Raw genomic sequence first — 14,154 nt, forward strand, 5'->3', positions numbered from 1 at the left:
GAGGAGGTTTTATGCAAGAGCAATGGGCCGGCACAACTGCCACGGGTTATTCTGCTTTTTCAATGGTTTGTCTGATTATCTGGTTGTCACTCAATAACTATATTCCCAAAGAGAATGTTCCGATATTTTTTGCACTCCTGACGGCAGGTGGTCTGGCTCAGATCCTTGCCGGTATGATTCAACTCAAAAGAGGGCTTGCCACTCCCGGAAACCTGCTTTTGACTTTTGGCACCCTGTTTATGCTGGGACCAGCGCTTACATTTCTTTTGGTCGGTTTGAAACTGGCTTCCCCAACTCCGCTGATCGGTTATGTGAATATCTTTTTGGGGGTTTTAATGGGCCTTTATATCATTCCTTTATTACGTGCGCCGTTAATTCCTTTTTTGATTGGCCCGCTCGGTTTTTTTGTTTTATCGACCTTGGGTTTGACTGAAATCGGATATGTTGCATTTAAACCGGTCGCTTCTTTCCTTTTTGCCGTTTCCGTTATTTATGGACTTTATATGGTGGCCGTCGGTTTGGGTGAAGAAGTAAATATTCATTTGCCGGTTGGCAAGCCTCTGATGCCTCTAAAAGAGCCGTTAAAACAGTAAAACAGGTGATGGCGTGGCGCTTCGCGCCACGCCATCGGGCTGCGGATTGCCATCCCGCAGCCCTTTGTTGTCAATGCCCACCTTTTCCGTCAAGTGACAACAATCACTCTTTTCCTGAAAGAACGGCTCAAAAGAAAATTGGCTGCTGTCGAAGAAGGTATTCGTTTAATTCTAAATTTTTAAACTGAAGCTTGATTTCCCCCTCAGAACATTGCGCCTTGAGCGAAGTGGGCAGTGAAAAAACAATCATAGATGAAAGTTTCGAATCCGATCATAGTTCACAATTGATCTTCTATAGTGATCCAACTTAGGTTTTTTTAGGCATACAATTTGCTGCAAAATAGTTTTTTCATAAAAAATCAGTCAACTGAACAAACATCAAGATTTTTGATACATCCATTCTGAAACAGAATTCCCAAACCGTCAGGAGGGGGTTTTATGGATGTATCCGAATACAAATTTGATGATGCTGAAATTCAAAAATTACATGATCACAGAGACAATCAACCAGATGTCCGACTGAAGTTAAGATTCATTGCGCTATTAATGCTGGCCGAAAATGTTGATCTTAAAACAATCGCATCCATTATCGGCAAATCTGCCAAAACCATTGAAAACTATCATCATCAGTAAATAACTAAGAGAATCGAAAGTTTAAATTCTTTTCAATACAAACCCAAACAATCCTATCTGACTTACATTTCGCACGAGTGAAACGGTAATTATCAAGTTTATTGCTCAAGGCGGGGAAATTCTATAACATATTGAAAAAATTGATTAAATAAGCACTGGACAATTCCGGCCTCATCTGTTATGCATACAATGTATGAGGCTGGCAAAATGATTCCTTCATCTAGCGGATCCACCTGTCAAGGTCTGGGCATAATCCCTTCGGGCTCACGCCCAGACCTTGCAGGTGATCCGCGGGCCGTTGTGTGTGGCCTAAATCGTTTTCAATCCACTCCTTGGTACCTTGAAGATCAATCCTTGACATTAGTACCAATATTGATACTATTTAGACATGACAAAAATCGACGACCTGCTTATTCAAATTAAAAAAAATCCGAAGGATGTGCGATTTTCGGAATTGTGCAGGATATGCGACCATTTTTTCGGTGAACCACGTCAGAAGAAAAGCAGTCATCGAATATATAAAACGCCTTGGCAAGGTGATCCAAGGGTAAATATCCAGAACGATAAAGGAAAAGCCAAGACATACCAAGTAAAGCAGGTGCTTTTGGCTATCGAAAAGCTGGAGGTTGGCCATGGCCCAAAAAGATGACAAATATACATACCGGGTTACCTGGTCTGATGACGATGATGAGTATGTAGGCCTATGTGCTGAATTTCCAAGCCTAAGTTGGTTGGCTGTTACGCAGGAAAAAGCATTAAAGGGAATTCGCAAGCTGGTGGCTGATGTCGTATCGGACATGGTTGAAAATGGTGAATCAATACCTGAACCCTTTGCCAGCAAACGCTACAGCGGAAAATTTATGGTCAGAGTTCCACCTGATGTTCATCGCAAATTGGCCATTCAAGCTGCGGAAGCCGGCGTGAGTCTTAATCGGATTGCCAGTTCCAAGCTGAGCCAATAGCTATAAGGATCTGCACACATCGGGATAGGGAGTAGCCTCGCGGCTACCCCCTCCCACACCACCCGGCATACGGATCGCGTACCAAGGCGGTTCGGCTGATCAGGAAAGTTATTGAGCAGGCAGGTATAGTCCTCGTTCGAAGAAGTAACGGTTTGGTAGAGCAAATATCACCCACTTGACCTTGCTCATGCGCCAGTACTTTTTGCGGGCGTTACCGCAAAGCATGGCGTCCTTATGCGCAATGCCAAGCTTTTTGAGGTTTCGGACCTTGGTCCTGGGGTTTTTCCATTGTTTCCAGACAACGCACCGCAGCCGGCGGATGATCCAGCCATTGAGTGACTTGAACAGGTGCCTGGCTTCTGTCAGGCGATAATAGTTCCACCAGCCAATCAGGTACTGATTCAGATCTTTGATAATCTGGCTCAGGCTTCTCCCTTGATTACGGTTCGTCAGTTCCCGGACTCGCTCCTTGAAACGTGAAATTGTTTTTCGGTGAATCCGGATTTTGGTCTGGCCACACATGCTGAATCCTCCACATACGTGTACCCGTCAAGCAAATAGCCCTTGGCTTGTAGAACAGCATCATGGGCGGACCGTTCCGGTCTGAATCCGTAGCTGTATTCAGAAAAGGTCGGATCCCAGATCTGCTCCAGCATTTGAGCGATCGCCTGTTGGATAAGTCGGTCCAATACCGTGGGAATACCAAGCAAACGGACACCGCCATCGGGTTTATCGATCTCCTTCCTTCTGACCGGTAAGGGACGATAGACCCCATTTAGCAGATCCTGCTTGATCTTCGGCCAGTGCCTTTTCAGGTACCCTTTCAAGTGGTTGGTTTTCATCCCATCCACGCCCGGGGCGCCCTTATTGGCAACGACCTGGTTCATTGCTCTGAGCACGTTCCGGCGTTCGAGAATTCGTTCCAGTAACTGCTCGCTTCCTCCCAGACGTTCGGCAAGCCGCGACGCTACAAACATTTCCATCTGCTGTGGCTTGATGTTCATAAGTACACGCCTCCTAATGGTCATTTTCATTTACCCGTACCATTCGGTCCGGGCACCGTTCGGGCCTTTCACCGGGGTGATCCTCCTGTTACGCTTGACCCGCGGGTAGCTCGCGCATCTCGTTTCCTCCGGTTACATTATGCCCTTAAGCTGACTCCCGCTGCACGGTGGGCGCACCTTGCGGTTTGCTCACTCGAATGATCTGCCGCCGCTGGCTCCTTTGGTTTCGTGTTCCTCTCCATAATGGAGTTTGGCTCATCGCCGGTCAGGGGCCGGTCTTCCGACGATGCCGGGGGTTTTGGTGGCCGGAGTTCCCCCTACCGGCAATTTCACACGACAAGTCCCGAGATGCAGCGGGCCTCCCGGGGTAAGCACACATCTTTCGGTACGTAAGCGCCGAGTATACGAGCACTGCCTGAGATGGATAGAGGACTTAACCTTGTGTTGCAGGCTGGTCCCACAGATGCGCGCCTGACTCGATTTCTGTTCGTCACCCCGTACCTTCGCGACTGCCCTGCCGCAGCAGGGCGGCTTCCTCCCCAGGCACCGTTGCCGGATACCCAGTTGCCATGTCGCTACACCCTTCGCCTCCATCGGGCTGGGTCTAAGACTTGCCAAGCGATCCAACCGACTGATATGCTTGGCTCACTTTTAAGATGTGTGCCGTGCCCGGCACACAACCAATGCTTTCACAGCGACGGCCAACTGCCGCAGCGCGTGAAGCTGGCGTTCGGCGCTAAATATTCATTTCCGGAGGAAGAACTGGCTATGGCAATTGAAGAACCCTTAAATAATTCGCAGGGTGTTGACATAGGATTGGTGACAATGTTTCTCAAAATGTCCCCTGAAGAGCGTTTAAAGGCTAATGATAACGCAGTACGAACTATTCAGGAATTAAGAAATGCCTACAAGCAAAAACAGAATGAGAACTGACATAGACTTAAGCGCCGTACTTGAGGGACTGATAAAAGCTGATGTTAAATTTATCTTGGTTGGTGGTCTTGCCGCCGTTGTGCAGGGTGCACCTGTAACTACTATGGATGTTGACATTGTCCATCAACGAACAGCCGAAAATATTGTCAAATTACTTTCATTTCTTAAATCAATTGACTCATATCATCGTCGCCCGGATAACAAAATAATTGAACCAACAGAACAAGACTTTTCAGGAGAAGGTCATGCATTATTATCTACTCGATTCGGACCGCTTGACGTTCTTGCTGTTATCGAGGAGGGGAAAACATATGATAATTTGCTCGAACACACTGTAGAAATAGAATTTCGAGGAAATACCATAAAGGTTCTTGATCTTAGAATGATAATCGAACTAAAGAGATCCTCAAAAGACCCCAAAGATAAACAACGCTTGCCCGTTCTTGAAGAAACATTACGACAACTTCAAGGTATGGTTGTAGATTACATAAAAACAGGACAAACGAATAATAATAACGATAATAAATAGTCAATAAACCGAACCTCTGTGTTCAGTGGAGCGCGAGGACCATGCGCCCACTGATACCGGGCGTTGTGCCCACAAATAAAGATGGCCCTGCCAAAATGCAAGGCCACAAAAAAATATTAAAATCCCAAGAGGCGATAAATATCAAGTATGAGCTACTCGATTCAATTCTTCTCGGATAACTTGTCGGATAACCGACTCATCAAGGGGTTTCCCGCTTTTCGAAAGATATTCTCTAAGAACTTCATTAATCATGGTCTGGTACCCATATCCTGCCTCGTCAATCCTCATACGAAAGTCATTGAGAATATCCGTATCAATATACATTGTGATCCTGGTTTTTCCTTAATTTGATTTTATTTGGGACTTAATATTTAATGGGCGACCCTTTATCACCTTTACGTGCATAAACTAAAAAAAAAGAGCCTTCTGACGTTTTATCAAATCGGCAATGAAGCAAATGAAGTGATAAAAGAATCCACAAAGATCGTAAAGATAGCCAGCTCACCGGCATTTCGGCAGGTGGTGATGCTCCAAGCGGGTGCTACCGTGTTTTGGGCAGGTGCAGCATTTTTGTGTGCCAGGTTGATCCCTCTGCCCTGTTTCCCTCTCGCCACACTAAGGATCCCATTTGCATCGGTCTGTGGGCTGCTGGCGGTGTGGTGCATTGTCTCGTACTGGGTTACCGATTTTGTAAATGCCGAGCTGTACAAGGAGTGGCTGAAATATGAATTTTACTTGATGGGATTTTTTGCGTTGCTCTGTTTTTTCTGGTCAGTGCTGAGGTAAAGCATCATGGATCTATTCTGTAAATCGGTCATCTGCCCATATTGTAATAAAGATGCAAAATACCGTTTCAAAATCGAAGCACTTCACATCGGGTATCTGCGTATAATCCTGCAACGTTACGCGGTTACTCTTTTGATGATGGTCACACTTTTTATTTCTGTGAAGGCATTTACAATTATTGCTCTAACGACCATTGCCTTTGGGCTGATTCATTACGGCCTACACCGACTCTTTTCTTTTATTGTCTATTTCCGGGACAAGCGAAGGCGTAAAGGAATTCCGCGTTTGTATACCTTTTTGTTAACCTGTCTGCATTGCCGGGAAAGTTTTAAAGTTTCCCTGCTGCTCACATTACCCGATCGAGGTATGTATGAAGTCAAACATGTCGATTGAAAACAAGCAAAGCGCGAAAAAACCACTGACCGGATCACCGTTGCAACCTTCTGACCAGGCGCTCTTCGGGCTCGGGAAAAAGATGGTCGAAGAATCGGTGCAGATTGGCCGAGACTTTGCTAAGACCATGATTCAGTTCTCATTTGCTGCGATTCCGGTCTATATAGCGATTTTAAAACAGTACTCCGCTGAGCCTAAAAATACGCTGGAAGCAATCATTCAGGTTGCCCCGAATGTGTTTTTCTTAATGAGTGCGATGTGTTTTATTGTGTCATTTCTGCCTAAAAAGGCCGAGATCGTTGTCAATATCGTGGAATTGATGGAAGAGGGACTCGGCAAGGCCGCTCATCGCCGATCGAGGCTTAATTATCTGGGGACTGTTTTCTTTATACTCGGGGTGCTGGGCGGCAGTGCGGCATTGATGTTCGTTTTTTATTAGGGTCGCGGCACAACTATTTTTGCCGGGGGTCCTAGAACCTGCGCCCATTGTAATCAATTTATCCATGGAGTGCGTATGATATTGATTAATGGAGAAAAGATCTGGCATGCGATGGTTGCAGGGCAGGTTACAAGCGTAACACAACTGATCATCCCGGCAACTGTTCTTTACCTGTTCAGTGCGATAGCCTATCGATTTGTTCGTGCGGGCGAATGGATACCCAAAGAACAGTTTGACCAAACATTTCAGGGCAATGACTATCAAATAATTAAGATAATCACCGGCGTTTTGACCACACTCACGGCCATACTCGGGGCGTTTATGGCAGCTTGTCTGGTAAGACATTTTTTCATTCTTTGTGCCATTCACAAGGCGCTCTGGCCGATTATTGTCCTTACCCTGCCGCTGCCTCATATTTTTTTACTTCAGCGACTGGCGATCCCCATCTACCTGCTTGCAGCCGACATAAATCAGTTGTTTGTATCGGTACTGGTTGACTATCTGGCGGTAGCACACCGGCATATTTATTTGTGGTGTATAGTCATACTCTATATCATTTACTTTACCCAGTGATTTTCATGTTGATATCTCTTACTATCTCTTTAGCTGCAGCCTTTAAATCCGCATCGCTGACAATATTGTTGACCATGAGAATGTTGCGCGCTTGCCGGTCTTGTTCTCGACGATGGTGATCTCCTCCCCCGGCTTCAGATGGCGCAGATCGCCCACGGTGAGCGTGAGCAGGTCCCCGACCCGCAGGTCGTTGTTGATCCTCAGGACGAACAAAAGATAGTCCCCGGGGGGGGATTCGAGCATCTTCTTGAGGGCCTGGATGTCCTTGATTCGGCGAATCGGCTCTACGGTGATCCGCCGTCCTTTTTGGGGGGTTGTTTTGGTTGGGATTATACTTCTTCAATAAGACGGTCTCCGGCCAGGATTGTCAATCCGAGGTCAATGATTCTTTTGCCGGCCCTATCACCCGGCAGATCTTTTTTCTTGACGATTTTCGGCTTTTCCCTGATAAACGGTTGATTGAGTTGACACTGAGGGACCCACAGGGAGTGTACCGGATGGTTTATCCTGGTCGCCATCGACTCCCTCTCGAAATACCTCAAAACAGACCGCAGCTCTGACCGTTGCCCCCAATCAAGCGGAAATACACGATCATGTCCGAGAACCAGCGACCGACCGCTCATCCCATAAGCTCGATTGACAAAGCGTTTAAAACAGATGGCGATACAACACTGCCTGAACTTTATTTGCGACCGGACACCATTGCAGCCCCGGCTTTTTTTGTTGACCGGGACCTTTCCGTGCGCTGGATCGCGCCCGGTGGCAACGATCCGTTTTCCGATGCATTGGCCGGGCAGATCGAAACCCTTGCCACCCACAACGTTTTTAAGCTGTTGATGGGGCCGGCGGTCGAGCATTGCGTTCACGAGTGGCAATCCTTTTTTTCGTTTGTCTACAGCGTACTGAAACGCTCGACAGCCAGCGCCACCTTCGAGTCCGGTACCAGCTCGATAGCCCCCGACCGGCTTCCAGCAGCACCGCCCGAAAATAATCGCGAAACAACGGATTTCTCTTTTGGTGTCGAGAGCAGCTCGATGATTTTCGATGGAACGGCATCTGTCCCGTTACGGATTTTCGGTCTGGCGTTTGAAACCGGCACCCTTTTTTTGATCCGCGAAGGCAACAGCAAACCTCCCCTACAAACCGGTAAAAACACAGCCGAGCGTAAAGGAAAGGAACGGTCCACGGCCAACTGGCGACTGCCGGTCGGTGTGTTGTGCATTCAGATCAACGATGCCCACCGGCTCTCCGACACCATGATGCCGGTCGCTTATTTTCGTTTGATCCGTCACATATGGAACGTCACTGATGAACTGGCCCGGTCGCTGGGGGGCAAGCGGGTCGGTTGCACAGGCGCACAGATCCATTATGTATTTACCGAAAGTGCCGGACGAAACCCGATCTTCAGTGCCGTCTGCTGTGCCACACGCATGGGCACCCAGATACGCGCCCTTCAGGGAAAACAAGATTCTGGGGACGGCGGGTCCGAAGCCATTGCCCTGCAAATGGGAATCGCCACCGGCACCAATGATTTTCCGGGAATCGACGCCGGCTGTGGCAACATGCCTCCGGTGGTCCCCGGAGGGGGCATCGACCAGGCTTCGCTGTTATCATCCATCGCGTCAAAGGGAGAGATCTGGATCACCAAAACGGCTGTCACCCTGCTTCCCCAAATGCTCGTCGATCAGATAAAAATAGGGGTTGATCATCAGGGGCGCTTTCAACCCAATTTTTTCACTCGCGTTTCAGACCTGCAACCAACGAGCGGGGGGAAACCGTTAAAATCGAGCATGGGAACTCTGCCGACCACCCGAATTGTTGAACTCATCCCACCCAAAACAGATTTATCATTCCTTAAAGAGGATTCAGCATGACAGAAAACAGCCCGTTAGTAAGGGTTCACGTTAATATCGAAATTTCCGCAGCAGCGTTACAGGCTGTGGTGGCCAATTCCAAACGCAAGACAGGTGCCGATGAAAGCGGTCACTATCGGGTGGACACCGCCGATGCATTGGCCGACATGATCTCCAAGTTTCTCCAGCAAAAGGGATTTGAGGATTTTTCCCGAGATCCCAAAAACTACTGATCAAATTTCAGGGAACGCCGGCTTTGTAAAGCGTCAGCCGTCCCTGGATCTCGTAGGTACCGACAGCCGCGGGCACCAGAAAGCTGTCTCCCCGTTTAACCGTCATGGGCGGTTGTCCTTCAGCGATTAACGTGCCGTCACCGGCCGTACACAGCAAGATCTCCACATCTCTTTCGGGAGGTGCGTGATACGGTTGTCCATGATCCGGTTCGAGTACACCCAGCGAGAATTCCGCCGCTGGTGACGGGTAGCGTTTTTCCGCCGGCCGCACCGCTTCGCCATGGATGATCTTTACCTCCACAGGCGCAAAGCGGACCACCCGCAACAGCTCCGGAACATCCACATGTTTGGGCGTCAATCCACCGCGCAGGACATTGTCGGAATTGGCCATCAGTTCAATCCCCATACCCTCCAGATACGCATGCAACTGGCCGGCGGGCAGATAAACGGCCTGGCCTGGCCGAAGGCAGATCAGATTGAGCAGGGCCGGTGAAAGCAGGCCCATATCGCCCGGATAGGCATCCGCCAGCGTGACGATCCAGCGGTAGACCGGTGAACGGGCAACCAGGAGGCCGGCCTTGTGCATCACTTGCCGGGCGGCCAATTGCCGTTCCGCCTCCGGTAAGGTCATGAGACGTTCAAAAAAATCGCGAAGCCCCTGGCCTTCCGGGTCTTTCTCCAGCCGTTCGAGGGCACCGGCAAGCGGATCGGGACAAATGGGCACCAGCAATGCTTTGGCGGCCTGCACCGGGCGAAATCCGCTCATGGCCCAAAATGGTGTCAGGGCACAGAGGATTTCCGGTTTGTGATTGGCATCCCGATAATTGCGATCAAAGGCATCCATCGCCTTCCCCGATGTGTTTTCGCGGGCAAATCCCTCTCGGGCCTGGGCGATATTGGGATGCGCCTGGATAGACAGTGGCCGGGCAGCTGCCAGGACCTTGAAGAGAAACGGCAGGCTGCCGCAAAAACGACGGGCTCCCGCATCCCCCAGAATCGCCGCCGGTTGATCGTCGATCAACGAGGCCAGGGATACGGGTCCAGCGCTGCCGATAACCATGGACGGCCCCTTGGGATGGGTTCCCATCCACAATTCGGCCTGGGGCTGGGCTGACGGAACAGGCTGGCCAATCAGATCGGCAATGGCGCGGGTCGATCCCCAGGCATACGGCTGGACGACGTTCTGCAATCGGTAGACAGGCATGGCGAAAGATGGCGCTCCTTTCCGGCAACAGGTGATTTACGAAGCGGGATCCGCCTGGTATAGAGGCGTCGCGAATGGCGCTGAAACAAGAACGCGCCCGTTGGCTTTCACGTTAATGAAATCTTCCATACGATTCAAGGCGAATCCGAAAATGAGCAAGGACAAACAAGCCGTTGTTCTTTTAAGTGGCGGGTTGGATTCCACCACCGTTCTGGCCATGGCGCGCAGCCAGGGGTATTCCCTGTACGGCCTCAGTTTTTCTTACGGCCAGCGCCACGACGTTGAACTCCGGGCCGCCCGTAAAGTGGCTGCGGCCATGGGGGTAAAGCGCCATCTGGAAACCCGGATCGATCTTGCCCCCATCGGTGGCTCGGCCCTGACCGACGACATTGCCGTTCCCAAAGCCCGTGACGAGGCCCATATGGCGACCGAGATTCCGGTGACCTACGTTCCGGCTCGCAACACTATTTTTCTCTCCTATGCCCTGGCCTGGGCTGAAGTGCTGGGCGCCTGGGATATTTTTATCGGGGTCAATGCCGTGGACTACAGTGGTTATCCGGATTGCCGCCCGGAATACATCCAGGCTTTCGAAGCCATGGCCAATCTGGCAACCAAAACCGCTGTCGAGGGCAAAGGGCGATTTCGCATCCACACCCCTTTGATCCAACTGACCAAGGCACAAATCATCCAGGCGGGCACTGCGCTTGGCGTGGATTATGGGATGACCCACAGCTGCTACGATCCGTCTGCCGAGGGACTGGCCTGCGGCAGTTGCGATGCCTGCATTTTAAGAAAAAACGGGTTCCTTGCCGCCGGGATACCCGACCCGACACCCTACGGCACAGATAGACCTTAAAATAATGTTATTACCAGCGCACCGGCAGGCGTACGGTCTGCTTGGCCTTGTTCTGAAACAGCAGATAGTGGTTGTCCCTGCCGAATTGAAACAGGTCACGGGTGATGGCCACGTCCGAGCGGCAGTACGTCAGGATCTTGGCCATTTTGCCCTCTTTCCACCATTTCAGGGCGTCCAGTCCGTCAGCCGTTTTTCCGGCACCCAGGGTCGCCGAGGCCAGGTGATCCAGGGAGAGGCGGTACCCGAGCCGGTCCTTGACCTTTTCGAGGAGATCTAGGGTGGGCAGCGATGCAAAATCCAGATCCGTGTATGCGGACAGCACCCGGTAGTCGAAGCGCCGGATATTGAAACCGATGATCAGTTCCAGTTGCTTGAGGTGGTCCATCAGCATGGGCATCTGGCCCTCGACAAACTCGTAAAAGCTGTCGGTTTTGGAATCGTAGAGCACCGCGCAGCTCACCCGCATGCGCTCGGCGTGGTGCCACCCGCCCACCTCCTGGGCAGACAGCTGGGTCTCGACGTCCAGTACTCCGTATCGCGAAGATGGATCAGCCGCAGACAGCGTTGCTTCCGTCAAATCAGCCCCACGTCCGGGGGGCTCGGGCAATTCGATCTCGGGCAGTCGGGCCGGTGCCGATAGGCCGTTGCCTGCAATCAGCTGACGCAACAGGAAAATCGCCCCGGCCTTGTCGATGGGCCGGTTGCCGGACCCGCACTTGGGGGAATGGACGCAACTGGGGCAACCGGTCTCACACGGGCAGCCGGTGATAGCCGCCAGGGTGGCCTCGAGCAGGCCCTGCCCATCGGCAAACGCTTGCACGCAGAGCCCGGCCCCACCGGGAATCCCGTCATAGACGAAGATACCGGCGCCTTGCAGCTGGGGATGAAACGGGGTCGAGATACCCCCCAAATCGTTTCGGTCGGCCAATACCAGCAGTGGAAAGACGCCAATGGCGGCATGCTCCATGGCGTGCAAGCCGCCCATGACATGAATCCGCTCCTGCTCCGCCTGATCGACCACCGCCTGGGGAACGGTAAACCAGAGCCCATGGGTTTCGAACACCATGGGCGGCAGGTCCAGGCTGATCCGTTCGAGGACGTTTCCCGTACGGGTCTGGATGCGGTCATAACCGGTGACCTGTTCGGTCACCTGCAGGCGCCCGATGGCCATCACGGTTCCGCAGACCGGTCGCTGATCGAAAATTTCAAGGATCTGGGTCTCTTTGCCGGAGCGCACCCGGGTATGGTAGTTCACCTGGCAGCGGGTTACGATCACTTTTCGCGTTTCAAGTTCAAGGGCGGCCACCTGGTATGTCTCTCCGCGGTGAAGATAAATGGCACCGGGATGGGTTTCGCGGTAGACGCGGACACCGTCGATCTCACCCAACCGCGTATTGGCGGGCGCCTCCAGGATGGCAAAACGGGATCCCGAGCCCCTTAAATCCACATGCCGGTGAGGGTTTTTTAGCGGTGAATAACAGGTGCGGCCATCGGCGCTCAGATAAAGGTCACCAGCAGCGATCAGTTGATCGACACACCCCCTCACCGGTTCCGGCATTAGCATGGGATCATCCATTTTAAGCGGCAGTTCGGCAGCGGCGCAAACCAGATGGCGCGACATGACATCCGGATTATGGGGGTTGATCACCGCCGCTTCGGGCGGCCGCTGGACCAGTTGCCGGGGATGCCTGACAAAATAGTGATCCAGGGCATCTTCGCCGGCCACCAGAATCACCGCCGATTCCTGACCGGCTCGGCCCACCCGGCCGCCCCGTTGCCAGGTGGCCATGATGGAGCCCGGATAGCCAACCAGAATACACAGGTCCAAGCTGCCGATATCGATGCCCAACTCCAACGCACTGGTGGTGATAACGGCCAGCAGCTCCCCCGAGGAAAGCTTGGCCTCGATTTCGCGTCGCTCCTGGGGCAGAAAACCGGCCCGGTATGCGCTGATGCGGTCGGCAAACCCGCCCGACCGGCTGCGGGCCCAGACGGTCAAAAGCTCGGCCAGTTTTCGTGACTGGGTATAGACAATCGTTCGCAGACCGCGATGCAAGGCGGCCTTGAGCAGGATGACCGTGGCCCTTAAAGGCCCGTCCAGCGGATCCATCACCAGCAGGTGGCGGGTTCCCGTACCGGCAGTGCTCTTCTGGACGGTGCCGACATTCAGGCCGGTCAGCTGGCTGGCCAGTTCAGCCGGATTGGCCACCGTGGCCGAAGTGAACACAAATGTCGGAGCAGCGCCATAGTACCCACACAATCGGATCAGGCGGCGGAAAACCTGGGCCATGTGCGATCCCAGGATGCCGCGATAGGTGTGTACCTCGTCGACAACCACAAAGCGCAGTCGGGCCAAAAGGCGTTCCCAGATATCGTGGTGGGGCAAAATGGAGAGGTGAATCATCTCCGGGTTGGTCAGCAGGATATGGGGCGGGTTGTCACGAATTTTTCGGCGACGGTAGGCCGACGTATCGCCGTCGTAAATTTCGGATTTGAGATCGACGTCGTTCAGATCGGCGGCCATCCTGCCGATGGTTTTGTTCTGATCCTGGGCCAGGGCCTTGAGCGGATAAATGAACAGGGCGGTAACCGATTCGTCCGCAACGGCTGCCTCGATCACCGGAAGGAGATAGGTCAGGGTTTTGCCCGAGGCGGTCGGCGTGGCCGCCACGGTATGGATACCGGCCCGCACCCGGTCGATGGTCCGTGCCTGATGGGCAAACAGCCGTTTGATGCCCATGGTTTCCATAAGCTGGCCAATCGCCGGGGGCCATGGTTCCACCGTTTCACCAAATTCCGGTGTGCTTGCCGCAAATTCCCGGTGAAAAACCACCTGTCCGCCAAATGCCGGTGCCGTGTTCAATGCCGCGAGATAATCATGGATGGAATTGTTGTCTGTCATTAAAAAAGGCTCACCAGTCCGATCAAGAATTATAACAATGTGTTTATTTGCTTGAAAAACTGAAAAAATAAGCTATATTTGATTTAATTCGGCCATTACGGCCATAATCATTGGTTTTGATGGAAACAACACCTCACCCGACGATTTTCCGCCCCCTCATTGGGAGGGGACACTATCGCATGACACCATTTCCCATTTCAAGAGGAAGGCAATAGCGTTGGACGACCCCTTTTTATGCGGCCCAGCTGACGATTTCCTGGG

Annotated in this window: 19 protein-coding genes; 13 read left to right on the forward strand and 6 right to left on the reverse strand. The window is 51.9% G+C overall.

The features are described from left to right. The first annotated feature begins 11 nt into the window (after positions 1 to 11). The 4 genes from GN112_RS07120 to GN112_RS07135 all read left to right on the forward strand — a co-directional run bounded on the left by GN112_RS07120 (position 12) and on the right by GN112_RS07135 (position 2,188). Positions 12 to 593: an acetate uptake transporter family protein gene (locus tag GN112_RS07120; protein WP_155309567.1), complete on the forward strand. Its 582-nt coding sequence runs from the start codon at positions 12 to 14 to the stop codon at positions 591 to 593. Positions 594 to 1,031: 438 nt separating this feature from the next. Then, positions 1,032 to 1,226: a hypothetical protein gene (locus GN112_RS07125; RefSeq protein ID WP_155309568.1), complete on the forward strand. Its 195-nt coding sequence runs from the start codon at positions 1,032 to 1,034 to the stop codon at positions 1,224 to 1,226. Between the two features lie 388 nt (positions 1,227 to 1,614). Next, a complete protein-coding gene (locus GN112_RS07130) occupies positions 1,615 to 1,875 on the forward strand; it encodes a toxin HicA (RefSeq protein ID WP_155309569.1) in 261 nt (86 codons plus the stop codon). Then, entirely contained in the window at positions 1,859 to 2,188 is a 330-nt protein-coding gene (locus GN112_RS07135; protein ID WP_155309570.1) for a type II toxin-antitoxin system HicB family antitoxin, read from the forward strand. Before GN112_RS07130 ends, GN112_RS07135 begins: the two co-directional genes overlap by 17 nt. A gap of 108 nt (positions 2,189 to 2,296) precedes the next feature. Here the strand turns inward: GN112_RS07135 and GN112_RS34230 are convergent, their stop codons facing one another. Both GN112_RS34230 and GN112_RS34235 read right to left on the reverse strand, forming a co-directional pair. After that, positions 2,297 to 2,710, reverse strand: coding sequence for a group II intron maturase-specific domain-containing protein (locus GN112_RS34230; RefSeq protein WP_231716953.1), 414 nt, complete (start codon positions 2,708 to 2,710; stop codon positions 2,297 to 2,299). Further along, positions 2,638 to 3,192, reverse strand: coding sequence for a reverse transcriptase domain-containing protein (locus GN112_RS34235; RefSeq protein WP_231716954.1), 555 nt, complete (start codon positions 3,190 to 3,192; stop codon positions 2,638 to 2,640). The genes GN112_RS34230 and GN112_RS34235 overlap by 73 nt, the downstream gene beginning before the upstream one ends. A gap of 768 nt (positions 3,193 to 3,960) precedes the next feature. Here GN112_RS34235 and GN112_RS07145 point away from each other — a divergent pair. Together GN112_RS07145 and GN112_RS07150 are read left to right on the forward strand one after the other, a co-directional pair. After that, on the forward strand, positions 3,961 to 4,125 hold the full coding sequence (locus GN112_RS07145) for a hypothetical protein (RefSeq protein ID WP_155309571.1): 165 nt from the start codon (positions 3,961 to 3,963) through the stop codon (positions 4,123 to 4,125). Continuing rightward, positions 4,115 to 4,654, forward strand: a complete 540-nt coding sequence (locus GN112_RS07150; protein WP_155309572.1) for a hypothetical protein — start codon at positions 4,115 to 4,117, stop codon at positions 4,652 to 4,654. Before GN112_RS07145 ends, GN112_RS07150 begins: the two co-directional genes overlap by 11 nt. 141 nt (positions 4,655 to 4,795) lie before the next feature. On the opposite strand, the gene GN112_RS35155 is transcribed toward GN112_RS07150, so the two are convergent. Then, complete coding sequence (locus tag GN112_RS35155) at positions 4,796 to 4,984, reverse strand: BrnA antitoxin family protein (RefSeq protein WP_414736139.1); 189 nt, start codon at positions 4,982 to 4,984, stop codon at positions 4,796 to 4,798. A 69-nt stretch (positions 4,985 to 5,053) separates the two neighbouring features. Between GN112_RS35155 and GN112_RS07160 the strand changes: the two genes are divergently transcribed. The 4 genes from GN112_RS07160 to GN112_RS07175 all read left to right on the forward strand — a co-directional run bounded on the left by GN112_RS07160 (position 5,054) and on the right by GN112_RS07175 (position 6,845). Then, positions 5,054 to 5,440 (forward strand): hypothetical protein, encoded by a 387-nt coding sequence (locus GN112_RS07160; protein ID WP_155309574.1) that lies wholly within the window; start codon positions 5,054 to 5,056, stop codon positions 5,438 to 5,440. 6 nt (positions 5,441 to 5,446) lie between these two features. Further along, positions 5,447 to 5,833 (forward strand): hypothetical protein, encoded by a 387-nt coding sequence (locus GN112_RS07165; RefSeq protein ID WP_155309575.1) that lies wholly within the window; start codon positions 5,447 to 5,449, stop codon positions 5,831 to 5,833. Next, positions 5,823 to 6,272 (forward strand): hypothetical protein, encoded by a 450-nt coding sequence (locus GN112_RS07170; protein WP_155309576.1) that lies wholly within the window; start codon positions 5,823 to 5,825, stop codon positions 6,270 to 6,272. Before GN112_RS07165 ends, GN112_RS07170 begins: the two co-directional genes overlap by 11 nt. A gap of 75 nt (positions 6,273 to 6,347) precedes the next feature. Further along, positions 6,348 to 6,845 (forward strand): hypothetical protein, encoded by a 498-nt coding sequence (locus GN112_RS07175; RefSeq protein WP_155309577.1) that lies wholly within the window; start codon positions 6,348 to 6,350, stop codon positions 6,843 to 6,845. 42 nt (positions 6,846 to 6,887) lie between these two features. Here the strand turns inward: GN112_RS07175 and GN112_RS07180 are convergent, their stop codons facing one another. Continuing rightward, positions 6,888 to 7,088: a site-specific integrase gene (locus GN112_RS07180; protein ID WP_155309578.1), complete on the reverse strand. Its 201-nt coding sequence runs from the start codon at positions 7,086 to 7,088 to the stop codon at positions 6,888 to 6,890. Positions 7,089 to 7,438: 350 nt separating this feature from the next. Between GN112_RS07180 and GN112_RS07185 the strand changes: the two genes are divergently transcribed. Together GN112_RS07185 and GN112_RS07190 are read left to right on the forward strand one after the other, a co-directional pair. Continuing rightward, positions 7,439 to 8,719 carry an adenylate/guanylate cyclase domain-containing protein gene (locus GN112_RS07185; protein ID WP_155309579.1) on the forward strand — a complete coding sequence of 427 codons (1,281 nt, stop codon included), beginning with the start codon at positions 7,439 to 7,441 and terminating at the stop codon, positions 8,717 to 8,719. Then, positions 8,716 to 8,931 carry a hypothetical protein gene (locus GN112_RS07190; RefSeq protein WP_155309580.1) on the forward strand — a complete coding sequence of 72 codons (216 nt, stop codon included), beginning with the start codon at positions 8,716 to 8,718 and terminating at the stop codon, positions 8,929 to 8,931. Before GN112_RS07185 ends, GN112_RS07190 begins: the two co-directional genes overlap by 4 nt. A 7-nt stretch (positions 8,932 to 8,938) precedes the next feature. Here the strand turns inward: GN112_RS07190 and manA are convergent, their stop codons facing one another. Next, positions 8,939 to 10,135: a mannose-6-phosphate isomerase, class I gene (gene manA, locus GN112_RS07195; RefSeq protein ID WP_155309581.1), complete on the reverse strand. Its 1,197-nt coding sequence runs from the start codon at positions 10,133 to 10,135 to the stop codon at positions 8,939 to 8,941. Positions 10,136 to 10,286: 151 nt separating this feature from the next. Here manA and queC point away from each other — a divergent pair, with 151 nt between their 5' ends. Continuing rightward, positions 10,287 to 10,991: a 7-cyano-7-deazaguanine synthase QueC gene (queC, locus tag GN112_RS07200; protein ID WP_155309582.1), complete on the forward strand. Its 705-nt coding sequence runs from the start codon at positions 10,287 to 10,289 to the stop codon at positions 10,989 to 10,991. A 10-nt stretch (positions 10,992 to 11,001) separates the two neighbouring features. On the opposite strand, the gene GN112_RS07205 is transcribed toward queC, so the two are convergent. Continuing rightward, positions 11,002 to 13,893 (reverse strand): DEAD/DEAH box helicase, encoded by a 2,892-nt coding sequence (locus GN112_RS07205; protein ID WP_155309583.1) that lies wholly within the window; start codon positions 13,891 to 13,893, stop codon positions 11,002 to 11,004. Between the last annotated feature and the right edge of the window lie 261 nt (positions 13,894 to 14,154).

The sequence above is a fragment of the Desulfosarcina ovata subsp. ovata genome, from assembly GCF_009689005.1.
GTDB lineage: Bacteria > Desulfobacterota > Desulfobacteria > Desulfobacterales > Desulfosarcinaceae > Desulfosarcina > Desulfosarcina ovata.